The following is a 23,714-nucleotide window of genomic DNA, read 5'->3' on the forward strand; positions in this document are numbered from 1 at the left end:
CGCCGTTTACGCGGTGGCGATCGCCGGATCGCTGGTGCTCGCGCGGCCCGTCTCGACGTGGCCGGCGAAGCGGCGCAGGAAGCCGGACGCGGTGCCGTCGCTGATCGTCAGGTCGTACCAGCCGTGGCTGCCGCGCAGATCCCAGTAGTCGTCGATGCGCTGGCCGGGGAACAGCTCCCAGGTGCGCGTGTGGCCGCCATAGCCGTTCGACACGGTCAGCCGCACCGGCGCCTTGCCGCGGTTCGTGAGGCGCAGCGTGAGGTTGCCGTTGATCACGTCGTAGCCGTACAGCGCTTCGGGGTTCGGCGTGCGGCCGTCGCCGGCCGCGGTGGTGCCACGGAAGCGGCTGAAGAAGCCGTTCGGGCCATACACCGAGAGGTCGTACAGGCCGAGCGTGGCCGCCGTGCTCCAGCTGTCGGCGAGCTTCTTGCCGGCCTCGACGGTATAGGCCCACGGGCCGTCGATACGGTTCGCGGCTTGCACCTGGAACGCCGCGCCGGCCCGGCCGCTGTTCGCGAAGGTCAGCTTGTACTTGCCGCTCGCGGCGTCGATGCGGCCGAACACGAACAGCTCGTAGGGCAGCGCGCGCGCCGGACGCAGCCCGGCTTCCTGCTGCGGCACGGCCTGCGAGGCGGGCGGCACCGGCACGTAGTCGGGGTGCGTGGTGCGATCGGGCGGCGCGTAGCCGCTCGTGTCGGGCAACTGCGGCAGGCGCGCGTCCGGATCGCGGAAGTCGAACGCGGTGGTGAGATTGCCGCACACCACGCGGCGCCACGGCGAGACGTTCGAGGCCGCGATGTCGTACTGCTCGCCGAAGCGCGCCTCGATGAACTGCAGCAGCGAGGTGTGATCGAAGGTCTGCGAGCAGAGCCAGCCGCCCTTGGTCCACGGCGAGACCACGATCATCGGCACGCGCGGGCCGAGGCCGTAGGGGCCGGCCATGTGGCTCGCGTCGCCGGCGAACACCTCGTTGGTGGTGGCCACGGTGGACAGGCCGTTGTCGCGCGACTGCGGCGCGAACGGCGGCGGCACGTGGTCGAAGAAGCCGTCGTTCTCGTCGTAGGTGATGAACAGCGCGGTCTTGCTCCACACCTCGGGGTTCGAGGTCAGCGTCGCGAGCACCTGCTCGACGTACCAGGCGCCGTAGTTGGCCGGCCAGTTCGGGTGTTCCGAATACGCTTCCGGCGAGCAGATCCATGACACCTGCGGCAGCGTGCCGTTCGCGACGTCGGCCTTCAGCACGTCGAACAGCGTGCCGCCCGCGCTGATGTTGGTGCCCGTGCGGGCCTTGTCGTACAGCGGGTTGCCCGGCTGCGCGTTGCGGTACTGGTTGAAGTAGAGCAGCGAGTTGTCGCCGTAGTTGCCGATGTAGGCGTTGTCGCTGGTCCAGCCCCACGAGCCGGCCGCGTTGAGCCCCTCGCCGATGTCCTGGTAGATCTTCCACGACACGCCGGCCTTCTCGAGCACCTCGGGATAGGTGGTCCAGCCGTAGCCCAATTCGTCGTTGCCGAGCACCGGGCCGCCGCCCTGGCCGTCGTTGCCGACGTAGCCGGTCCACATGTAGTAGCGGTTCGGGTCGGTCGAGCTCGGGATCGAGCAGTGGTAGGCGTCGCAGATCGTGAACGCGTCGGCGAGCGCGTAGTGGAACGGGATGTCCTCGCGCTGCAGGTAGGCCATCGACGTCGTGCCCTTGTTCGGCACCCACTGGTCGTAGCGGCCGTGGTTCCAGGCCGCGTGCATGTCCTGCCAGCCGTGCGGCAGATCCTGGATGAACTGCAGGCCGAGGTTCGACGCGGTGGGATGGAACGGCAGCACTTCGCCGAGGCCGGCCGGCTGATGGAACACCGACTTGCCGCTCGCGAGCGTGAGCGGACGCGGATCGCCGAAGCCGCGCACGCCGCGCAGCGTGCCGAAGTAATGGTCGAACGAACGGTTCTCCTGCATCAGGATCACGATGTGTTCGATATCGCGGATGGTGCCGGTGCGGCGGTTCGCGGGAATCGCGAGCGCGTTCCGGATCACGGGCGGGAACACGCTGAGCGCGGCGGCGCCGGCGGTGCCGGCGGCGAGACGCAGAAAGTCGCGGCGATGCTTCGTCGTCATTGGTTTCTTCCTGTGCGGCGGGGATGGGCGGCCGTGCCAGTACGGCCGGAGGGGAAATGCGGTCGGCGTCGCGCGGGGCGCGGCGTGAGTCGTCGCCGAGAATAGCGAGGAAACGGTGTCATTCACGTGACCACGACAACGTTTGCGAAGCGAAAAAAATGAACGAAAACAACATGAAAGCAAATCGGAAAAGCAGCCCGGCCGCCATCACGAAAACAGGTAAGAAACGGAGGCGGAACGGGATGGCGCGATGGCGCGGGCGGCGAGGCGAACCCGACGGCTACCGTCCGGGCGGATTCGACAGCGGACCCACCGGCGCGCTCATTCGGGCCGTACGAGTCCGAGCGGATCGGCCGACGCCGGCAGGCGCACCGTTGCCGCGAGCCGTTCGCCCGCCAGTTCGATCTCGTAGCGGCCCTGCAGGGGATCGGGCGCGCCTGGCGCGCAGCTCACCACGCCGAGCGCGACCGGCAGGCCGAGCGTGTGGCCGAACGCGGCCGAACTGAGCGTGCCGACCGCCACGCCGTCGCGCAGGATCGCCTCGCCGCCCCACAGCGTGACGTCGGGCCGGCCCATCACGCGCAGCGCGACGAGGCGACGTTCGCACGGCTGCCCGGCGCGCGCGGCGAGCGCCGCCGAGCCCGTGAACGGCACCGGCATCGCGAGCTTGCAGAGCCCGGCGAGGCCGGCTTCGAACGGATCGAGGCCCGGCGACAGCTCGCGGCCCCAGGCGGCCTGGCCGTTCTCGATGCGCAGCGATTCGAGCGCGTAGTCACCGGCGTGGACGAGCCCGAGCGCGGCGCCGGCGTGCGTGAGCGCCGCGTGGACCGGCACCGCCGACTCGACCGGCACCAGCAGGTCCCAGCCCGGCGCGCCGGCGATCGCGTGGCGCAGCGCGCGCACGACGGCGTGGCCGAGGTCGATCTCGCGGCTCGTGCCGGGCACGAACCGCGCATCGCTGAAGTCCGCGCGCGACACGCGCTGCAGCAGCGTGCGCGCGTTGGGGCCGATCAGCGAGAACAGCGCGTACTGGCCCGTCACGTCGAGCGCCACGCAGCGCCGTTCGCCGGCGTCGAGATGGCGTTCGAGCAGGTCGAGGTCGCGCGTGGCCTGCGTGACGCCGGTGAGCAGCAGGTAGCGGTCGTCGGCGAGCCGCGCGAGCACGACCTCGGACTCGTAGCCGCCGCGCGCGTCGAGGATGCCGCTGCGCACGATGCTGCCGGGCGCCACCGCGACGTCGTTGGCGAGCCGCGATTGCAGCGCGCTTTCGGCGTCGCATCCCTTGACGAGCAGCTTGGCGAGCGCGCTGCGGTCGAACAGGGCCACCGTCTCGCGGCAGGCGCGGTGCTCGGCGGCGCTCCAGTCGTGCCAGTTCTGCCGGCCGAAGCTGTAGTCGAGGCGCGGCGCCTGGCCGGGCGGCGCGAACACGTTGGCGATCTCCCAGCCCATCTTGCTGCCGAAGCAGGCGCCGGCCGCCTGCAGTTGCGCGTGGACCGGCGAGCGCCGCACGCCGCGCGCGCTGTCGAGTTCGCGGTTCGGCCAGGGCATCGCGTAGTGCAGGCCGAGCGTTTCCTTGACCCGGTCGTGGAGCCACGTGTCGTTGCCGTGGAAGCGCGCGAAGCGGCGGATGTCGACGGCCCACAGGTCCTGGGTCGGCTCGCCCGCCTCGATCCACTCGGCCAGCGCGCGTCCGGCGCCGCCCGCCGAGGCGATGCCCATCGAGTTGAAGCCCGCGCCGACGAAGAAGTTCGCCAGCTCGGGCGCCTCGCCGAGGATGAAGTGATTGTCGGGCGTGAACGACTCGGGGCCGTTGTAGAACTGCCGGACCTCGGCCGTCTCGAGCGCCGGCACGCGGTGCAGCGCGTTGCGCATCAGGATCTCGAACTGGTCCCAGTCGTCGGGCAGCAGCTGGAATTCGAATTCGTCGGGAATGCCGTCCATGCCCCACGGCTTCGCGTCGGGCTCGAAGCCGCCCATCACGAGGCCGCCCACTTCCTCCTTGAAGTAGATATAGCCGTCGGGGTCGCGCATCACCGGCAGGTCCGGATGCGTGCCCGGAATCCGGCCGGTCACGATGTAGTAGTGCTCGGCCGCGTGCAGTGGCACCGTGACGTCGGCGAGCCGGCCGAGGCCCTTGGCCCACTGGCCCGCGCAGTTCACGACGATGTCGGCGCCGAGCGTGCCGGTGTCGCCGGCCTTGTTGCGCCAGACCACGCCGGCCGCGCGGCGGCGCGTGCCGGTGCGCTCGCTCAGCACGGCCGTGACGCGCGTGTTCTCGACGATTCGCACGCCGCGCTGGCGCGCGCCGCGCGCGAGCGACTGGGTGAGATCGGTGGGGTTGGCCTTGCCGTCGCCGGGCAGCCAGACCGCGCCGGTCAGATCGTCGGTGCGCATCGCGGGCCACAGCTCGCCGGCCGCGCGCGCGTCGATCAGCTCGCAATCGACACCATAGGCGCGCGCCACGGCGGCGGTGCGCTTCAGCTGCGTCAGGCGCTCGGCCGTGCGCGCGACCGACAGCGAGCCGCAGCGCTTCCAGCCGGTGGCGAGGCCGGTCTCGGCTTCGAGCGACGCGTACAGCTCGGTGGAATAGCGGATCAGCTGCGTCAGGCTTCGTTGCGTGCGCAACTGACCGACCAGGCCGGCCGCGTGCCAGGTGGTGCCGCACGAGAGCTGGCCCTGTTCGAGCAGCACGACGTCGGTGATGCCGGCTTTCGCGAGATGGTAGGCGGTCGAGCAGCCGATGATCCCGCCGCCCACGATCACGACGCGGGCATGGGACGGAACGGGCGGGGCGGAGGGCGGGGCGGTCATCGCGAATCCGGATCAATTGCAACAAAACGCATCGTATTGCCTGAAAATGACACATTTGCGACGGCGGCGGGATTGGCGGTGTTCGTGCCGAGGGCGGCGGGACGCAGGAAGGTGCGGGGGCCGGGAGCGTGGGGCCGGTGGGCCCAAAGGGGCGGTACGCGAGGACGGTAGGCCGCGCGAAAGGTGGGGGCGGAAGGCGCGGGTGGAAGTCGAGGGGGGAAGGCGAGAGCCGGAAACGAGCGGGCCGACGCGACCTGCCTGCGGGATCCATCCTGGCGCGCGGCACCACGGCCACGCACCGCTCACCGTTCACTCGATATCGGTCACCCAGGCACCGAACCATTCGCTCGGCCGCGCGATCTCGTCCTGCGCGGCCACGAGTTCGAGCTCGTAGCGGCGCGCATCGTAGGTCGCCTTGACCACGGCGTGGACTGCCGCGAGCGTGTGCTCGAACGCGGCGCGCACCGAGTCGCCGCGCAGCCGCCGTGCCACGAACACGGCGCTCGTCAGGTCGCCGACGCCGACCGGATGGCGCGGGAACGCGTAGAGCGGCCGCTGGCCGATCCAGGCCTCGTGCTCGGTGACGGCCAGCATGTTGAAGCGGTCGGCCGGGCTGTTGCGGTCGTGCAGATGCTTGACGAGGATGATCTTCGGGCCGCGCCGGATGATCTCGCGGCAGGCGTCCACGGCCTCGCGCACGGTTTCGACGCGGCGTCCGGTCAGCTTCTGCAGCTCGCTGTGATTGGGCGCCATGCCGTCGGCGAGCGCCGGCAGTTCGGACACGATGAATTCCTCGACGCCGGGCTCGGGGCGCACGCCGCCCGTCTGGCCCATCGCGGGATCGCAGAAGTACCAGGCGTTGGGGTTCATCGACTTGACGGTGCGCACGATGTCGGCCGCCGCGTGCGCCTGCGCGGGCGAGCCGAGAAAGCCCGAGAGGATCGCGTCGCAGCGCTTGAGCGCGCCGATCGCGGCGATGCCGTCCACCAGCTGCTCCATCTTCGCCGCGTCGATCGCGCTGCCGGCCCAGTTGCCGTACTGCATGTGGTTCGAGAGCTGGACCGTGTTGAGCGGCCAGACGTTCACGCCGAGGCGCTGCATCGGGAACACGGCCGCGCTGTTGCCCGCATGTCCGTAGATCACGTGCGACTGAATGCTGAGGACGTTCTTCATGATCGGCGGAGGATCGCGATTCGGTGTCTGCACGATACAGGAACTCGTCACGACACGGAAATACGCGGTAATCAAACCACGTCGAGCGGGTCGGGGCCGGCTTGCCTTACTGATCGTAAAATTGCGAGCGGCGCGCCGCGCCGTCCCCTTGATCCTTCCGGTATTCCGATGTTTCCGATTCGCACGATCCCGCGCCCGCTTTCGTTCGCGCGGCTGATGACCGCGTTCGCCGTCGTCCTGGTCACCGGCGTCGCGGCTGCTACCGCGTGCCGTGCCGGCGGCGTCGTGCCCGCCGGCACGGCCGCGCCGGCGATGGCCGCCGCGCCCGGCGCGCCGAGTGCCCCGGCCGCCGCCGCCGGCAACGACGGTCCTGCCTACGGCCCCGAGCTCGAAGGCTTCGACTATCCGTATCCGGTTCATCACTACCGGTTCAGCTCGCAGCGCGAGCCGATGCAGATGGCCTATCTCGACGTGAAGCCCGAGCATCCGAACGGCCGCACCGTGGTGCTGCTGCAGGGCCGGTACTACTGCGCGGGCAGCTGGGAAGGGACGATCGAGGTGCTGTCGAAGGCCGGCTACCGCGTGATCGCGCCGGACCAGATCGGCCTGTGCAAGTCGAGCAAGCCGGAGCGCTATCAGTACACGTTCCAGCAGCTCGCGCACGACACGCACGCGCTGCTCGAATCGATCGGCGTGAAGGAGGCGACGATCGTCGGCCACTCGACGGGCGGCATGCTGGCGGCGCGCTACGCGCTGATGTTCCCGAAGGCGACGCAGCAGCTGGTGCTGGTCGATCCGCTCGGGCTCGAGGACTGGAAGGCGCTGGGCGTGCCGCCGCTGACGGTCGACTACTGGTACGCGCACGAATTGAAGACGAACGCCGACGCGATTCGCCGCTACGAGCAGACCACCTATTACGCCGGCGAATGGTTGCCGGCCTACGAGCGCTGGGTGCAGATGCAGGCCGGCATCTATCGCGGGGCGGGGCGCGACGCCGTCGCCTGGAACGCGGCGCTGCTCGACGACATGATCCTGAACCAGCCGGTGCTCTACGAATTCGGCCAGATCCGCGTGCCGACGCTGCTGCTGATCGGCGACAAGGACACCACGGCGATCGGCAAGGACGTCGCGCCGCCCGAGGTGCATGCGAAGCTTGGGCACTACGCGGAACTGGGCCGGCGCGCGCAGGCCGCGATCCCGGGCGCCACGCTGATCGAATTTCCCGGGCTCGGCCACGCGCCGCAGATGCAGGACCCGGAGGCGTTTCACAGGGCGCTGCTGGCCTGGCTCGCGGCGCCGCACGCGATGGCGGCGGCGCACGTGCCGGCTTTGTAGGACTGACGACGCGTCGGTCCGGCTACGTGCCGGGTCGGGTGGCTGGTCGAGCCTGCATGCGCGCCGGGGGGGCTCATATGCCGGACAACTTTTCCATCGGGCGTGCGATGACTCGCGCCGACGCCGCTTCGACCAGCTCGAAGACGTAGCGGACCGGATGATTCCTCCGGCCTGATCACGCGCCGGACGACCCGCATCCGGCCGCCTCCCGCATATCGCGCACGGCGTCTCGCACCGACGCCGCATCGGTCGGATCGCCGGTCAGCCGGCCGTTCCCGCCCCGGCCCGCGTTTGCGCACCCTTCAGCACCATCCGTCGGCCGCGCGCCCCATTCCCCTCGTCATTGAGCCGCGAGTTCGTCGCGCACCTGCGCGGTGATCTCGTAGGAGCGCACGCGCGCGGCGTGATCGTAGATCTGCGCGGCCACGATCATCTCGTCGGCGCCGGTCTGCGCGATCAGCCGCTGGAGCCGCTCGCGCACCGTGTCGCGCGAGCCGACCGCCGCGAACGACAGCGCATGCGCGACGTTCGCGAGCTCGAAGTCGCTGCCCTCGAGCATCTCGACGGGCGGCGGCAGCTTGCCCGGCGTGCCGCGCCGCAGGTTCAGGAACTGCTGCTGCAGCGACGTGAAGAGGCGCCGCGCCTCCTCGTCGGTGTCGGCCGCGAACACGTTGACGCCCACCATCGCATATGGCTTCGCGAGCGCGGCCGACGGCCGGAACTGCGCGCGGTAGACCTCCAGCGCGCGCATCAGGTAGTCGGGCGCGAAGTGCGACGCGAACGCGAACGGCAGGCCCAGCATGGCCGCCAGCTGCGCGCTGAAGAGACTCGAGCCGAGCAGCCACAGCGGCACGTTCAGGCCCGCGCCGGGCACCGCGCGCACGCGCTGGCCGTCCACCGGCTCGGCGAAGTAGCGCTGCAGCTCGACCACGTCGTCGGGGAACGCGTCGGCGCTGCCCACCAGGTCGCGTCGCAGCGCGCGCGCGGTGGTCTGGTCGGTGCCGGGCGCGCGTCCGAGCCCGAGTTCGATGCGGCCCGGATACAGCGAGGCGAGCGTGCCGAACTGCTCGGCGATCACGAGCGGTGCGTGATTGGGCAGCATGATGCCGCCCGAGCCCACGCGGATCGTCTTCGTGCCGCCGGCGATGTGGCCGATCACCACCGCGGTGGCCGCGCTCGCGATGCCGGGCATGTTGTGGTGCTCGGCGAGCCAGTAGCGCTGGTAGCCCCAGCGCTCGGCGTGCTGTGCGAGATCGAGCGAGTTGCTGAATGCCTGGCCGGCGTCGGCGCCTTCGGGGATCGGCGCGAGATCGAGAACGGAAAACGGGATCATGGGCGGGAATCGGAAAAGTAGGGGAGCGGGCTCGCGCGCGCCGGGTACGGGCGCGGCGCGAACCGACGCGCGCGAAAGCGGCGCGACAGGTGCCGCCGATTGTGCCAAAGCGCGGCCGAACCCGCTGGCGGCGCCACGATAACCCTGCCGTCCGCAGGGTAAGCGGTGGCCGGGCGCGGCGCCGACGGGGCCGACGGACCGACCAAGGAGGAGTTGCGGCAGAAAAGCGCAGCTTGTGGCGGTCATATCGGGTCCCCAGCATGTCGCAATGGCTAGTCGCGAACGGAAATTCTTCTCGGAAACGAGCTGAGTTGACGCTCCGCAAGCTTGAATCCCGCATGAGATTGACGACGACGCTGGTAATGACCACGCGAATTGCTTACGTTATCCGTCCGATTATTGCGATTAAATATGGACTATTTGTCGCTATTTGTGTGGATTTTACGCTTAAATGGTTTGCCCGGGCAGGTGCCTCGCGCTTCGCGCTACACTCAAACCCTAAATTAAAACGCGCCGCGGGATTGCCGGGAGACGCCGCCCTCGACCGGCGGCGAGCCGAATGCGGCGGCGCTCCCGATCGAACCATCACTGCCCCGCCCCCGCGGGACCAGGAGCCGGAACCGTGTCCGTCGTCGTTTCATCCGCATCGTGCAGTGCGCAGCATGCCGGCCCGTGGGCCAGGTGGGGCGCCGCATGAGCGCCCTGCTTCCGATCCTCGATTGCACGCTGCTGGCGCTGACCTGCGCGGCCTGCGCCTACGCGTGGTTCGCGGCGCTCGCGCCGGCGCCGCGCGCGCCGGACTCGCGCTGGCGCGACGGCCGCGCCGGCGTCAGCGTGCTCAAGCCGCTGTACGGCGCCGAGCCGCGGCTCTATGAAAACCTCGCGAGCTTCTGCCGGCAGCGGCATCCGTGTTACCAGGTCATCTGCGGCGTGGCGTCGCCGGCCGATCCGGCGATCGCCGTGGTACGGCGCTTGCAGGCCGATTTCCCCGATTGCGACCTCGAACTCGTGATCGATCCGCGCATCCATGGCAGGAACCGGAAGGTCAGCAACCTCATCAACCTCGGCCGGCGCATCCGCTACGGCCGCCTCGTGATCGCCGACAGCGACATCGCGGTCGAGTCCGATTATCTGGAACGCGTGACGGCGCCGCTCGCCGATCCGTCGATCGGCGTCGTCACCTGCCTGTACCATGCGCGCGGCGTGGGCGGTTTCTGGACCCGCATCGGCGCGCAGTTCGTGGACGCGTGGTTCGCGCCGTCGGTACGGATCGCGCATCTGGGCGGGTCGAGCGACTTCGGCTTCGGCGCGACGCTCGCGCTCACGCGCGAAACGCTGGAGCGGATCGGCGGGCTGGCCGCGCTGAAGGACGAACTCGCCGACGACTACTGGCTCGCCGCGCTGCCGCGCCGCATGGGCCGCCGTACCGTGCTGTCCGAGGTCGACGTGACGACCGACGTGATCGAAACCCGCTTCGCCGAACTCTGGGCGCGCGAGACGCGCTGGCTTCGCACCATCCGTTCGCTGAAAATGGGCGGCTTCACGAGCCTGCTGATCACGTTCACGGCGCCGTGGCTGGCGGTGGCCGCGTATCTGGCGGTGCGGCTCGCCGGCACCGCGCCCGGCACGATCGGCGCGTTCGCGGCGGTGGCCGGCGTGCTGGCGCGGCTCGTGCTGCATGCGCGCGCCGCGTCGGGCTGGCGCGCGTTCTGGCGTGACCTGCCGCTCGTGCCGATTCGCGATACGCTGCTGTTTGCGGCCTGGATCGCGGCCGCGTTCGGCTCGCATGTGATCTGGCGCGGCGCGCGCATCAAGGTGGCGAGCGCGACCCCGGCACCGGCGAAGGCGAAGCCAACGCCGGCCGGCGCGACCGGCCCGACGGAATCGAAGCCCGGCGCCGTGGCGCCGGCACCCGCCGCGACCGGGCCGATGGCGGGCGCGGCGGCAAGCGCATCGAGCGCGCGGGGCCGGCAGGCGCCGCGCGATGACGACGAACATCGACTGCACGAAGACGAATCATGCAAGATAACGGAACCTTTTTGAAAACACTGTTCCTGCAAGCCCCGTCCTACGACGGCTTCGACGGCGGCGCCGGTTCGCGCTACCAGGCCAGGCGCGAGATCCGCTCGTTCTGGTATCCCACCTGGCTCGCCCAGCCCGCCGCGCTGGTCCCCGACAGCCGCGTGCTCGACGCTCCCGCCGACGGCCTGTCCGTCGCGGCCACGCTCGACATCGCCGCCGGCTACGACCTCGTCATCATCCACACCAGCACGCCGTCGTTCCCCACCGACGCCCTGTTCGCCCAGGACCTCAAGCAGCGCAAGCCCTCGATCCTGATCGGCATGGTCGGCGCCAAGGTCGCCGTCGATCCGCACAACTCGCTGACCGCCTCCGGGGCCATCGACTTCGTCTGCCGCGAGGAGTTCGACTACACCTGCCGCGACGTCGCCGAAGGCAAGCCGTTCGCCGGGATCCTCGGCCTCAGCTACCGCGCCGCCGACGGCGCGATCGAGCACAACGGCCCGCGCCCGATGATCGAGGACATGGACGCGCTGCCGTTCGTCGCCCCCGTCTACCAGCGCGACCTCAAGATCGACAACTACTTCATCGGCTATCTCGACTACCCCTACGTCTCGATCTACACCGGTCGCGGCTGCCGCTCCAAATGCACGTTCTGCCTCTGGCCGCAGACCGTGGGCGGCCATCGCTATCGCGTGCGCTCGGTCGAGAACGTGCTGGCCGAGGTGAAGTGGATTCGCGACAACATGCCGGAAGTCAAGGAGATCATGTTCGACGACGACACCTTCACCGACTTCAAGCCGCGCGTCGAGGAAATCGCGCGCGGGCTCGGCAGGCTCGGCGTGACGTGGTCGTGCAACGCCAAGGCGAACGTGCCGTATTCGACGCTGAAGATCATGAAGGAGAACGGCCTGCGCCTGCTGCTGGTGGGCTACGAGTCGGGCGACGACCAGATCCTGCTGAACATCAAGAAGGGCCTGCGCACCGACATCGCGCGCCGCTTCAACGAGGATTGCAAGAAGCTCGGCATCAAGATCCACGGCACCTTCATCCTCGGGCTGCCGGGCGAGACGAAGGACACCATCCAGAAGACCATCGAATACGCGAAGGAGATCAATCCGCACACGATCCAGGTGTCGCTGGCCGCGCCGTATCCGGGCACCAGGCTCTACGAGCAGGCGGTGGAGAACGGGTGGATGGAGGAGAACAAGACCATCAACCTGGTCAGCAAGGAAGGCGTGCAGCTGGCGGCGATCGGTTATCCGCACCTGTCGAAGGAAGACATCTATCACGAGCTGGAACACTTCTACCGCGCGTTCTATTTCCGGCCCGCGAAGATCTGGGAAATCGTGCGCGAGATGCTGTCGAGCTGGGACATGATGAAGCGTCGCCTGCGCGAAGGCGTCGAGTTCTTCCGCTTCCTGCGCGCGCACGAGGCGTGAGCGCGTGGCGAATTCACCGGCGCCCGCGCGCGCACTGATCTTCACCGCCGACGATTTCGGCCTGCATCCGCGCGTGAACGCGGCCGTCGAGCGCGCGCATCGCGACGGCGTGCTCGCGGCCGCGAGCCTGATGGTGGCGGCCCCCGCCGCGCGGGACGCGATCGCGCGCGCGCGGCGGCTGCCGACGCTGGCCGTGGGCCTGCACCTGGTGCTCGCCGATGGCGCGGCGCTGCTGCCCGCGCGCGAGATCGGCGCGCTGGTCGGCCCCGACGGCCGCTTCGGCGACGCGATGGCGAAGGACGGCTGCCGCTTCTTTTTCCTGCCCTGGGTGCGCGCGCAACTGCGCCGCGAGATCCGCGCGCAGTTCGAGGCGTTCGCCGCGAGCGGGCTGCCGCTCGATCACGTCAACGCGCACAAGCATTTCCATCTGCATCCGACCGTGCTCGCGATGATCGTCGAGATCGGCCGCGACTACGGGCTGCGTGCCGTGCGGCTGCCGTTCGAGCGCGCGGCGCCGGTCTGGCTGCGGCCGTGGATCGCGCTGGTGCGTGCGCGGCTCGATCGCGCGGGCCTCGCCCACAACGACTACGTAGTCGGCATTGAACATACGGGACACATGAACGAACGAGTCTTGCTCGACGCGATCGCCGCGCTGCCGGCGCATGGCGTCGGCGAAATCTACTGCCATCCGGCCGAGGCCGGCGACGCGCCGATCACGCCATCGATGCGCGACTACCAGCCCGCCGGCGAACTTGCCGCGCTGCTCTCGCCGCGCGTGGCCGCCGCGCTCGACGTGCTCGACGCGGCCGGCGTCGCGCGCGGCGGGTTCGCCGCGGTGTTCGGCAACGGCCGGCCGAATCCGGCCTCCCGGCGCGGCGCCCCGGCGTCCACCGTCAGCCGCGCGGGAGGCGCAAGCCCGCGATGATGAAATGGCTCCATCGACTCGGCTGGCCGGTCGGCATCGCGATCCTGCTCGTGCTGGCCCTGCATCAGGGCTGGGGTGACGTGATCCGCACCATCGGCCGCGCCGGCTTCGTGCTGTTGTGGCTCGTGCCGTACCACGCGTTTCCGCTGCTGCTCGACGCGCAGGGCTGGCGCCTGCTGCTCGCGCGGCGCGCCTCGCTGCCGTTCCTCTGGTGGCTCGCCACCGTGCGCGAGGCCGTGAACCGGCTGCTGCCGGTGGTGGGCGTGGGCGGCGAACTGATCGGCATCCGCGTGGCGCGCTGGCGCGTGCCCGACGCGAGCTTCGTCACGGCGACCGTGATCGTCGAGCTGCTGGTGACGCTGTCGGTGCAGTACGCGTTTTCGGCGCTCGGGCTCGTGCTGCTGGTGGCCGCGACCGGCTCGGGCGACAGCGTGAAGACGATCGCGCTGTCGCTGGTGCTGTCGCTGCCGATGCCCGTGATCGGCTTCGTCATGCTGCGGCGTGGGGGGATCTTCCAGACCATCGAGCGCTTCGCCGCGAAGCTGCTCGGCGATACCAGCAAGCTGCTGCGGGGCATCGACGGCGAGCGGCTCGACGCCGAGATCATCGCGCTGATGTCGCGCACCGGGCTGCTGCTGCGTGTGTTCGGCTGGCAGTTCGCCGGCTACCTGAGCGGGGCGCTGGAGATCTATCTGGCGCTCGCGATGCTGGGGCATCCCGTTTCGGTGAGCGGCGCGATCGCGATCGAGGCGATGATCCAGGCGATCCGGCATATCGCGTTCATGGTGCCGGGCGGGGTGGGCGTGCAGGAGGCGACCATCGTGCTGCTCGCGCAGCTGTTCGGCGTCGATCGCGAGACGGCGCTGTCGCTCGCGCTGGTGCGGCGCGCGCGCGAACTGCTGTCGGGCGGGCTTGCACTCGCGTCGTGGCAGGTGGTGGAACTCGCGCGCTCGCGGCGGCGGCTGAAGCTCGTGGCGCGTCGCGAGGCGCGCCGCGGGGAGGGCGGCCGTCGTGCCGCCGAGGCGCGTTCGTCGCGGTGAGGGGAGTGCGCGCGGTGCCCGCACTGCCTGCCGTTCCGCTTGGCCGCTGCGGTCCGCGCCGGGCGATTTGTTGCGCGCGGGGTTCCACGCGTATGCTTGTGCGATCTCCGCTTTGCGCGCCCGACGGCGCGCCACCCGATCGATGATGGAGTTCGTTATCCGGCCGGCGCGGCCGTGGCTCGTGGCCACGGCGGTCGCCGCGACCTGTCTGCTCGGCGGCTGCGACAGCCGCCAGTCCGAGGACGTCGTGCACCGACTGAAGGAATTCTTCCGCGCGATCCAGCCCGCGCCGCTGCTGCTCAAGGGGCTGAAGCCGGGCGTCTCGACCGAGGCCGAGGTGCGCTCGCGGCTCGGCGCGCCCGAGACCGAGCGGCAGGCGATCGACGGCTCCCGGCGCCTCGAATATCCGCGCGGCCCGATGGGCGACGAGACCTACATGGTCGACATCGACCGCAACGGCCTGTACCTCGGCGCGACCCAGGTGCTCACGGCCGAGACCTTCGCGATGATCCAGCCCGGCATGACGCAGGACGAGGTGCGCCAGCTGCTGGGCAAGCCGACCGAGGTGGCGCGCTATCCGCTCAAGCCGGAGACGGTCTGGAGCTGGCGCTGGCGCGAGGACGGCGTGAACCAGGACGCGTTCTTCAACATCCACTTCGGGGCCGACGGGCTGGTTGCGACGACCTCGCGGTCGGATGCGGAGGCGGGGCGGTAGGAAGTGTCGCCCTCGCTATATTCATGGTCATTCGCCGCGTGCGTGCTTGGCTTCGCGATAGCGCCGCTCGGCATCGGGGTCATGGGCGGCATACGCGGTTTCCGGAGCGTTGACGGAAAAGCGGCCGTCGAGCCCCGGAATTGCCGATAGCGAATCGGCGAGCGTCGAGATGGACGACGACGGGACGACGAGCGAGGCAAGATAACTGTCGAGATGACCCCGAGGGCGGTGATCGGGCTGGCGAATTTCACGCGTCGGCGCCGCGAGATAATCCGCCTTGCGCGACTTTGCCCAATCGATCGAAAACCCGGCGCGGTGCGCGAGTTCGGCATGAACCAGAAGCATTGTTCGGCCGTTGCCGTCGAGAAAGGGATGTGCCCAGGCAAACGCCCCCATGACGGTGCCAGGTTTGCTTCGCATGGTTTCAGCATGATTGCCCATGCCGAGCCCCCATTCGATGGCCTTCCAACACAGCTCGGAAACTTCGAACTGGACGAAATCGTGTTCGGGGCCCTTGGTGATCAGGCGCCCGACACCGAGGGCGTGCCGATCGGAGCCCGCCCATGGATAGAACTCGCCGAACAGGATGCGATCGACTCGGCAGAAATGCGCGTAGCTGATGTCGCCCTCGATGGAGGACAGGAACGCGAGCGCTTCCTCGAGATGAGCCTCGAAGAAGTTGTGTTCGAGAACCTTCACCTCGTCGAGGTCCGTGGCGCCGGTGATATTGCGCAGATAGCCCCGATCCGCGAAATCTCCGAACGGGTCAAACATGCTTCTTTTCCCGCAGATGATTCACCGTCAGCTGTGCGAATTGCCGGGCGTTGATGTGATTGTTTTTCTTCAGGCCGATCAGCAGCTTGTCGGTCAGATCGGGGGTGACGTCGTCGCCCGCCGCGCGGGTCACGGCTTCCGCGTAGTCGTCCAGTGTCGAGCGTTGATGGACGATGCCGAAATGACGAGCCAGGTGCTGCACGTATTGGTCGACGGCCTGGCGCGGCAGCTTCGTCACATCGTCGGGGATCGAGAGCCGCTGCGCCGGTTGCCCGGCGTAGCGCACGACCCATCCCTTCCCGCCAATCTTGCGCGCGATGCGTTTCGCCCCGGTATCCACGACGAAAATCTCGCGACCTGCCTCGTGCGTGGTGGTAATGGCGACCGATTCGGCGCCCAGTTTCGCGAACAACTCCTTCAGGATCTGGCGATGGCTGGCGGCAAGGCGGGCTCGGCCCGATTCATCGGGCTGCGCCTTCGCAAACACGCCGACCCCGAGCCGGACCAGCGCTTTCCTGTCGATCTGCCTGTCGAGCGCGTCGCTGAGATGAGACGGGCTGCCGAGGCCTTTCAATTCGCTGCGCAGCACCACGTTTCCCGAGCGTTTCCCGAGCGAAATCGCGAGCTTGGCGTCCAGATTCATGGCGGGCCTCGAGGGTGTCGATAAGGTGAACAAGATGCTATTTTACAAGCGAGTAAAATTGCCTGCAATCAACAGCTTAGGTGAATATTGCTTGCCGTTTTTCCGGCATCTCTCGTAAAGATCTTCATGGTTCGCGGAGCCCATGCCGAGGCTGTCACGGTGCACTGCGGGGACGAGTCCGCTGCCTGCATCAAGCGCCACCGGGCTTTCATGAGAGCAGGCCGGGCGGGGGGATGAGTCACCGCGCCGATTCATGGACGTCCCGTCCAGGGCAAGCCTCGCCGCTATCGAAAAAGCGACCCGAAACCTGCAAAAACGCGCAGGCCGCCGCCGCGCCACCCTCGTCCGCCATCCACCCCCGCCACCCGCGAGCCCCGCCATGCCGGGCAAGCCTCGCCCCGCCATCCCGTCCTCCATCATTGTTGCGCCGCAACATCCCAACCCCGCCCCCTTTGAGCCGGTTTTTTTCGCGAGCCACCATCCGCCGCATGCCACGGCCGCTTCCCGAGACGAAGCCGCCGCGCTTCCGATCCCAACATCGCAACCCGGAGACACGCGTGTTCCTATACGGATTCGGTCCCGTCATCTGGGCGGGCACCGTGCAGACCATCGAGCTGTCGGTGCTCTCGCTCGCCGCGGCGGTCGTGCTCGGTCTGGCCGGCGCGGTCGCGAAGCTGTCGACGAACCGCGTGCTGCGCGCGCTCGCCACGGCCTACACCACGTTGATCCGCTCGGTGCCCGACCTGGTGCTGATGCTGCTGCTGTTCTACAGCATCCAGATCTGGCTGAACCAGATCACCGACCTGCTCGGCTGGGACCAGATCGACATCGACCCGTTCGTGGCCGGTGTGCTGACGCTCGGCTTCATCTACGGCGCCTACTTCACCGAGACGTTTCGCGGCGCGTTTCTGTCGGTGCCGCGCGGCCAGCTGGAGGCGGGCGCGGCCTACGGCATGAGCGGGCTGCGCGTGTTCACGCGGATCCTGTTCCCGCAGATGATGCGCTTCGCGCTGCCGGGCATCGGCAACAACTGGCAGGTGCTCGTGAAGGCGACGGCGCTGGTCTCGATCATCGGCCTCGCCGACGTCGTCAAGGCCGCGCAGGACGCGGGCAAGAGCACCTTCAACATGTTCTTCTTCATCCTCGTCGCGGCGCTGATCTATCTGGCGATCACGACGCTGTCCAACCTGGTGCTGCGGCAGCTGGAGCGGCGCTACTCGCTCGGCGTGAGGCACGCGGAACTATGATCGAGATCCTCCAGGAATTCGGCCGCGCGTTCCTCTACTGGGACGGCCAGCATCTGTCCGGCCTCGCGGTCACGCTGTGGCTGCTGGTGGCGTCGATCGGCACCGGCTTCGTCTGCGCGGTGCCGCTCGCGGTGGCGCGCGTCTCGCGCAAGCGCTGGCTGTCCACGCCGGTGCGGCTCTACACCTATGTGTTCCGCGGCACGCCGCTCTACGTGCAGCTGCTGCTGATCTACACCGGCATCTACAGCCTCGAATTCGTGCGCTCGCACTCGCTGCTCGACGCGTTCTTCCGCAGCGGCTTCCACTGCGCGGTGCTGGCCTTCGCGCTGAACACCTGCGCCTACACCACCGAGATCTTCGCCGGCGCGATCCGCGCCACGGCGCACGGCGAGGTGGAGGCGGCGCGCGCCTACGGCATGGGCGGCTGGACCCTGTACCGGCGCGTGATCCTGCCCTCGGCGCTGCGCCGCGCGCTGCCGCTCTACAGCAACGAGGTGATCCTGATGCTGCACGCCACCACGGTGGCGTTCACGGCCACCGTGCCCGACATCCTGAAGGTCGCGCGCGACGCGAACTCGGCCACCTACATGGCGTTCCAGTCGTTCGGCGTGGCCGCGCTGATCTATCTTGCGGTATCGTTCGCACTCGTCGCGGCGTTTCGCCGGGCCGAGCGCCACTGGCTCGCGTATCTCGCGGCCGGCCGTCATTGAATCGTCTTCATTTCCGGAGAGGCCAGTTGGCAGAGACCACGCAGCCGAACGCCGCCAGCAAGCTCGCGGCGCACGACATTCACAAGCGCTACGGCGACAACGAAGTGCTCAAGGGCGTGTCGCTCGACGCGCACGCGGGCGACGTGATCAGCATCATCGGCGCGAGCGGCTCGGGCAAGAGCACCTTCCTGCGCTGCATCAATTTCCTCGAGAAGCCCAATGCGGGCCGGATCGTGGTGGACGGCGAGGAAGTCCGCACCCGCGCCGACAAGCTCGGCGCGCTCGACGTGGCCGACCACAAGCAGCTGCAGCGGATCCGCACCAAGCTCGCGATGGTGTTCCAGCACTTCAACCTGTGGGCGCACATGAACGTGCTCGAGAACGTGATCGAGGCACCGGTCCACGTGCTCGGGCTGTCGAAGCGCGAGGCCGAGGAGCGCGCGCGCGAGTACCTGGAGAAGGTCGGCCTGCCGCCGCGCGTCGAGAAGCAATATCCGTCGCATCTGTCGGGCGGCCAGCAGCAGCGCGTGGCGATCGCGCGCGCGCTGGCGATGCATCCGGACGTGATGCTGTTCGACGAGCCGACCTCGGCGCTCGACCCGGAGCTGGTGGGCGAGGTGCTGAAGGTGATGCAGAAGCTGGCCGAGGAAGGCCGCACCATGATCGTGGTCACGCACGAGATGGGCTTCGCGCGCAACGTCTCGAACCACGTCATGTTCCTGCACCAGGGCCGCACCGAGGAAGAGGGGCATCCCGCCGAGGTGCTGTCGCGGCCGAACAGCGAGCGCCTCAGGCAGTTCCTGTCCGGCAGCCTCAAGTAAGGGCGCGCCGCGCATGGCCGCCACCCCCGGCCGGACGGGCGGCGCCGCGCGCGCCACGCAGGTCGCGATCGTCGCGCTGCCGCCGGTGTCGATGTCGGGCGTCGGCCCGATCGTCGATGCGCTCGCGCTCGCCAACGAGATCGACGGCCGCGCGCTGTACCGCTGGCAGGTCTGCTCGTGGGACGGCCGGCCGGTGCCGCTCGCGGGCGGCGCGTCGTGGGCCGCCGACGCGGCGTTCAACGACGCCGTCGCCTGCGACTGGTTGATCGTCGTCAGCGAACGGTTCCAGCAATTCGCCGACTATCGGCTGTTCCTCGCGAGCCTCGCGCGCGTGGGCCAGCGCACGCCGCTCGTCACCGGCATCCATCACGGCGTCTGGTGGCTCGCGATGGCGGGGCAGCTGGCGGGCTACCGGGTGGCCGTGAACTGGGAGACCTACCAGCAGTTCGCCGAGCAGTTCGAGCGCACCATCGTCACGCAGCAGATCTTCGAGATCGACCGCGATCGCGCGACCTGCGCGGGCGGCCAGGCCAGCCTTGATTTCATGCTGGCGATGATCGGCCGCGACCACGGCCCCGCGCTGCCCGAACGGATCGCCGACGCGCTTGGCTGCGGCACGCCGCGCAGCGGCGAGGTGCGCCAGCGGATTCCGTTCGTGACGGCGCCGGGCGAGCGCCATCCGCGCCTGAACGATGCGCTGCAGCTGATGGAGGCGAACGTCGAGGATCCGCTCACCACCGACGAGATCGCCGCGCTGTCCGGCATCTCGCGGCGCCAGCTCGAACGGCTGTTCCGCCAGTATCTCGGCGCGATGCCGTCGAAGTATTACCTGAACCTGCGGCTGTTGAAGGCGCGCACGCAATTGCAGCGCACCAGCAAGTCGGTGGTGCAGGTCAGCCTCGCGAGCGGCTTCTCGTCGGCCGCGCATTTCTCGAACGCGTACCGCGAGCGCTTCGGCGTGACGCCGCGCGAGGACCGCCGCGCCTGGCTCGAAAAGCAGCACGGCGGCGCGAGCGAGCCGCGCGCGGGCGCGCTGGTGGAGCGTGACGACGGCTGAAGCGGAACGCTTCGTGCGCGGCCCGCCATGCCGCGCGCGGACGCCGGTGCCAGTGCCGGGCGAGGCGGCCGGCCTTGCCGACAGAATCCGTCGCAAATGCGCAAGACGATTGCCGGCCGCTTGCCTACACTGAACCCTGTGATTTCTGAATGAAGGAGGCGCCATGACTCGCCCGGACGTGACCCGACAGACTTTCGATGACGTGATGGTGCCGGTGTTCTCGCCGGCCCCGTTCGTGCCCGACCGCGGCGAAGGCTCGCGCGTGTGGGACACCGACGGCAAGGACTACGTCGATTTCGCCGGCGGCATCGCGGTGACGGCGCTCGGCCATGGCCATCCCGAGCTGCTCAAGGTACTCGACGAGCAGGGCCGCAAGCTCTGGCACATCGGCAACGGCTACACCAACGAGCCGGTGCTGCGGCTCGCGAAGCGCCTCGAAGCGCTGACCTTCGCCGACCGCGCGTTCTTCGCGAACTCGGGCGCCGAGGCCAACGAGGCGGCGCTGAAGCTCGCGCGCCGCGTCGCGTTCGAGCGCTTCGGCGCCGACAAGTACGAGATCGTCTCGTTCGCGCAGTCGTTCCACGGCCGCACCTTCTTCACGGTCAGCGTGGGCGGCCAGCCGAAGTATTCGGACGGCTTCGGGCCGAAGCCGGACGGCATCCACCATCTGCCCTACAACGACATCGCGGCTGCGCAGGCCGCGATCGGCCCGCGCACCTGCGCGGTGATCGTCGAGCCGATCCAGGGCGAGGGCGGCGTGCTGCCGGCCGATCCGGCGTTCCTGAAGGCGCTGCGCGAGGCCTGCGACGCGCACGGCGCGCTGCTGATCTTCGACGAGGTGCAGACCGGCGTGGGCCGCACCGGCCATTTCTACGCGTACATGGACACGGGCGTGACGCCCGACGTGCTGACCACCGCGAAGGCGCTCGGCAACGGCTTCCCGATCGGCGCGATGCTGACCACCGAGGAATACGCGGCGCACTTCAAGGTCGGCGTCCACGGCACCACCTACGGCGGCAATCCGCTCGGCACCGCGATCGCCGACAAGGTGGTCGAGCTGGTCAGCGATCCCGCGCTGCTGGCGGGCGTGACGGCGCGCGGCGAGCGGATCCGCGCCACGCTCGCGGCGCTCGACGGGCGCTTCGGCCTGTTCCGCGAGATCCGCGGCAAGGGCCTGCTGATCGGCGCCGAGCTGACCGGAGCGCATGCCGGCCGCGCCAAGGACTTCATCAACGCGGCGGCCGAACATGGCGTGATCATGCTGATCGCCGGCCCCGACGTGCTGCGCTTCGCGCCGTCGCTGGTGATCCCGCTCGACGTGCTCGACGAGGGCCTCGCGCGTTTCTCGCGCGCGGTCGAACAGGCGCTCGGCGCCGCGCGCTGACGCCACTGCGTTCCAGGGAACGACGATGCTATTTGTACGCCCCGGCAGGCTTGCCGACCTCGACGCGCTGGCGCTGATGGCCCGGACCGCGCGGCCCGTGCTGCATTCGCTGCCGCACGACCGCCGCGCGCTCGAGGCGCGCGTCGCGCTGTCGGAGGATTCGTTTCGCGCCGACGCCGATTTTCCCGGCGAGGAGTTCTACCTGTTCGTGCTCGAGGACAGCGAAACGGGCCGCCTGCTCGGCACCGCGAGCATCGTCGCCGCGGCCGGCTATTCGGAACCGTTCTACGCGTTTCGCAACGACGCGCTGATCCACGCCTCGCGCGAGCTGCACGTGAACCGCAAGATCCACGCGCTGACCATGTCGCACGAGTTGACCGGCAAGAGCCGGCTGGCGGGCTTCTACGTCGATCCGGCGCTGCGCGGCGACGCGGCCGCGCACCTGGTGTCGCGCGCGCGCATGATGTACATCGCCGCGAACCGCCGCCGCTTCACGCCCGAGGTGTTCTCGCTGCTGCTCGGCGTGACCGACGCGCAGGGCGCCTCGCCGTTCTGGGAGGCGGTGGGCCGCAAGTTCTTCCGGCGCGACTTCGCCGACATCGAGGTCGAGTCGGGCGGGCGCAGCCGCACCTTCATCGCCGAGGTGATGCCGGTCTACCCGGTGTACGTGCCGCTGCTGCCCGAGGCCGCGCAGCGCGTGCTCGGCGAGCCGAACGAGAACGGCCTGCTCGCCTACGACATCCATCTCGAGGAAGGCTTCGAACCGGACCGCTACGTCGACATCTTCGACGCCGGCCCGGTGCTGACGGCGCAGATCGACCGCACCGCCTGCGTCACGCACGGCAGCGCGCGCACGGTGCGCGCGGCCGATGCCGCGCAGGATGCGAACGGCATCGACCGCGCGCACGGCGGCCAAGCCGCGCGCGCCGGCGCCACGCACCTGGTGTCGGCCGGCGCCGGCGACGCGTTTCGCTGCGTGCTGGCCGACCTGCCCGACGCGGCCAGCGTGAGCCGCGGCGACGTCGCGCCGCTCGACGCCGCCGCGCGCGCGACGCTCGGCGTGATCGACGGCGACACGGTCTACTGCGTGCCGCTGCACCGGCGCGCCGACGCCGAGGCTTCCGCCCACGCCCTGTCTGGAGAATCGCGATGATCGTCGTTCGAGTCGTGCGCACCGGCGACGTCGACGCACTCGTCGCGCTCGCGCAGGAAACCGGCCCCGGCCTGACCACCTTCAAGCCCGACCGCGACGCGCTGGCCGCGCGCATCGAGCGCACGCGCCGCACGCTCGACGGCAGCGCGGCGCCGGCCGAGGCCGGCTACTTCTTCGTGATGGAGGACACCGCCAGCGGCGACATCGCCGGCGTGTGCGGGATCGAGACCGAGGTCGGGCTCGCCCAGCCGTTCTACAACTACCGCGTCAGCACGGTGGTGCATGCGAGCCAGGATCTCGGCGTCTGGACCCGCATGTCGCTGCTCAACATCTCGCACGACCTGACCGGCTACGCCGAGGTCTGCTCGCTGTTCCTGAGCCCGCGCTACCGCACGGCCGGCGTGGGCGGGCTGCTGTCGCGCTCGCGCTTCATGTTCATCGCGCAGTTCCGCGAGCGCTTTCCGGAGCGCATCTGCGCCGAGCTGCGCGGCCATTTCGACGAGCAGGGCACCTCGCCGTTCTGGCGCGCGGTCGGCTCGCACTTCTACCAGATCGACTTCAACGCGGCCGATTATCTCAGTTCGCACGGCCGCAAGTCGTTCCTGGCCGAGCTGATGCCGCGCTTTCCCGTCTACGTCGACCTGCTGCCGCAGGACGCGCAGGACTGCGTCGGGCTCACGCATCGCGACACGCTGCCCGCGCGCCGCATGCTCGAGGCCGAGGGGCTGCGCTACCAGAACCACGTCGACATCTTCGATGCCGGCCCGGTGCTCGAATGCCATGTCGGCGATCTGCGCACGGTGCGCGACAGCGTGCTGGTGCCGGTCGAGATCGGCACGCCCGAGGCGGTCGAGGGCGGCCCGCGCGCGCTGGTGTCGAACACCTCGCTGGCCGATTTCCGCGTCGGCGCGGCGCCGGGCGAAGTCGCCGACGGCCGCTTCGTGCTGTCGGCCGCCGACGCCGCCGCGCTCGGCCTGCGCGCGGGCGAGCCGGCGCGCGTCTACGCGCTCAAGTCACAACCGAGATAAC

The 23,714-nt window shown here is 69.4% G+C and carries 19 protein-coding genes; 13 read left to right on the forward strand and 6 right to left on the reverse strand.

Translation table 11 applies throughout. The features are described from left to right. Positions 1-6: 6 nt before the first annotated feature. From BpN12_RS20075 to pdxY, 3 genes are all read right to left on the reverse strand, one after another. Positions 7-2,103 (reverse strand): phosphocholine-specific phospholipase C, encoded by a 2,097-nt coding sequence (locus BpN12_RS20075; protein WP_246797206.1) that lies wholly within the window; start codon positions 2,101-2,103, stop codon positions 7-9. A 321-nt stretch (positions 2,104-2,424) separates the two neighbouring features. Continuing rightward, positions 2,425-4,914: a GcvT family protein gene (locus BpN12_RS20080; protein ID WP_246797207.1), complete on the reverse strand. Its 2,490-nt coding sequence runs from the start codon at positions 4,912-4,914 to the stop codon at positions 2,425-2,427. A gap of 309 nt (positions 4,915-5,223) precedes the next feature. Further along, positions 5,224-6,087 (reverse strand): pyridoxal kinase PdxY, encoded by an 864-nt coding sequence (gene pdxY / locus BpN12_RS20085; RefSeq protein WP_198252591.1) that lies wholly within the window; start codon positions 6,085-6,087, stop codon positions 5,224-5,226. 168 nt (positions 6,088-6,255) lie between these two features. Here pdxY and BpN12_RS20090 point away from each other — a divergent pair, with 168 nt between their 5' ends. Continuing rightward, positions 6,256-7,422, forward strand: coding sequence for an alpha/beta fold hydrolase (locus BpN12_RS20090; RefSeq protein ID WP_246797208.1), 1,167 nt, complete (start codon positions 6,256-6,258; stop codon positions 7,420-7,422). Positions 7,423-7,762: 340 nt separating this feature from the next. Here BpN12_RS20090 and BpN12_RS20095 read toward each other — a convergent pair whose 3' ends face one another. Next, positions 7,763-8,755 (reverse strand): LLM class flavin-dependent oxidoreductase, encoded by a 993-nt coding sequence (locus BpN12_RS20095; protein ID WP_246797209.1) that lies wholly within the window; start codon positions 8,753-8,755, stop codon positions 7,763-7,765. A gap of 693 nt (positions 8,756-9,448) precedes the next feature. Between BpN12_RS20095 and hpnI the strand changes: the two genes are divergently transcribed. The 5 genes from hpnI (at position 9,449) to bamE (ending at position 14,896) form a co-directional block, all read left to right on the forward strand. Then, on the forward strand, positions 9,449-10,798 hold the full coding sequence (gene hpnI / locus BpN12_RS20100) for a bacteriohopanetetrol glucosamine biosynthesis glycosyltransferase HpnI (protein WP_246797210.1): 1,350 nt from the start codon (positions 9,449-9,451) through the stop codon (positions 10,796-10,798). Next, entirely contained in the window at positions 10,774-12,216 is a 1,443-nt protein-coding gene (gene hpnJ / locus BpN12_RS20105) for a hopanoid biosynthesis associated radical SAM protein HpnJ (RefSeq protein WP_342346218.1), read from the forward strand. Before hpnI ends, hpnJ begins: the two co-directional genes overlap by 25 nt. A 4-nt stretch (positions 12,217-12,220) precedes the next feature. Then, positions 12,221-13,141 (forward strand): hopanoid biosynthesis-associated protein HpnK, encoded by a 921-nt coding sequence (gene hpnK, locus BpN12_RS20110; protein ID WP_246797212.1) that lies wholly within the window; start codon positions 12,221-12,223, stop codon positions 13,139-13,141. Continuing rightward, positions 13,138-14,181, forward strand: coding sequence for a lysylphosphatidylglycerol synthase domain-containing protein (locus BpN12_RS20115; protein ID WP_246797213.1), 1,044 nt, complete (start codon positions 13,138-13,140; stop codon positions 14,179-14,181). The genes hpnK and BpN12_RS20115 overlap by 4 nt, the downstream gene beginning before the upstream one ends. Before the next feature lie 142 nt (positions 14,182-14,323). Beyond that, complete coding sequence (gene bamE, locus BpN12_RS20120) at positions 14,324-14,896, forward strand: outer membrane protein assembly factor BamE domain-containing protein (protein WP_246797214.1); 573 nt, start codon at positions 14,324-14,326, stop codon at positions 14,894-14,896. Between the two features lie 27 nt (positions 14,897-14,923). Here the strand turns inward: bamE and BpN12_RS20125 are convergent, their stop codons facing one another. Continuing rightward, positions 14,924-15,670: a Fic family protein gene (locus BpN12_RS20125; protein WP_246797215.1), complete on the reverse strand. Its 747-nt coding sequence runs from the start codon at positions 15,668-15,670 to the stop codon at positions 14,924-14,926. Next, positions 15,663-16,313, reverse strand: a complete 651-nt coding sequence (locus tag BpN12_RS20130) for a hypothetical protein (RefSeq protein ID WP_246797216.1) — start codon at positions 16,311-16,313, stop codon at positions 15,663-15,665. Before BpN12_RS20130 ends, BpN12_RS20125 begins: the two co-directional genes overlap by 8 nt. Positions 16,314-16,870: 557 nt before the next feature. Between BpN12_RS20130 and BpN12_RS20135 the strand changes: the two genes are divergently transcribed. From BpN12_RS20135 to astA, 7 genes are all read left to right on the forward strand, one after another. Next, complete coding sequence (locus BpN12_RS20135; RefSeq protein ID WP_042624263.1) at positions 16,871-17,560, forward strand: ABC transporter permease; 690 nt, start codon at positions 16,871-16,873, stop codon at positions 17,558-17,560. Then, positions 17,557-18,270 (forward strand): ABC transporter permease, encoded by a 714-nt coding sequence (locus tag BpN12_RS20140; RefSeq protein ID WP_246797217.1) that lies wholly within the window; start codon positions 17,557-17,559, stop codon positions 18,268-18,270. Before BpN12_RS20135 ends, BpN12_RS20140 begins: the two co-directional genes overlap by 4 nt. Before the next feature lie 26 nt (positions 18,271-18,296). Next, complete coding sequence (locus BpN12_RS20145; protein ID WP_246797218.1) at positions 18,297-19,091, forward strand: ABC transporter ATP-binding protein; 795 nt, start codon at positions 18,297-18,299, stop codon at positions 19,089-19,091. Positions 19,092-19,104: 13 nt separating this feature from the next. Further along, on the forward strand, positions 19,105-20,148 hold the full coding sequence (locus BpN12_RS20150) for a GlxA family transcriptional regulator (protein ID WP_246797219.1): 1,044 nt from the start codon (positions 19,105-19,107) through the stop codon (positions 20,146-20,148). A gap of 163 nt (positions 20,149-20,311) precedes the next feature. Then, the gene (locus BpN12_RS20155) at positions 20,312-21,532 is read left to right on the forward strand and encodes an aspartate aminotransferase family protein (RefSeq protein ID WP_246797220.1); all 1,221 of its coding nucleotides are present in this window, start codon (positions 20,312-20,314) and stop codon (positions 21,530-21,532) included. Positions 21,533-21,557: 25 nt separating this feature from the next. After that, positions 21,558-22,685 carry an arginine/ornithine succinyltransferase subunit alpha gene (aruF, locus tag BpN12_RS20160; protein ID WP_246797221.1) on the forward strand — a complete coding sequence of 376 codons (1,128 nt, stop codon included), beginning with the start codon at positions 21,558-21,560 and terminating at the stop codon, positions 22,683-22,685. Further along, positions 22,682-23,713 (forward strand): arginine N-succinyltransferase, encoded by a 1,032-nt coding sequence (gene astA, locus BpN12_RS20165; protein ID WP_246797222.1) that lies wholly within the window; start codon positions 22,682-22,684, stop codon positions 23,711-23,713. The genes aruF and astA overlap by 4 nt, the downstream gene beginning before the upstream one ends. Position 23,714 lies beyond the last annotated feature (1 nt).

This window comes from Burkholderia perseverans (assembly GCF_022870505.1).
GTDB lineage: Bacteria > Pseudomonadota > Gammaproteobacteria > Burkholderiales > Burkholderiaceae > Burkholderia > Burkholderia plantarii.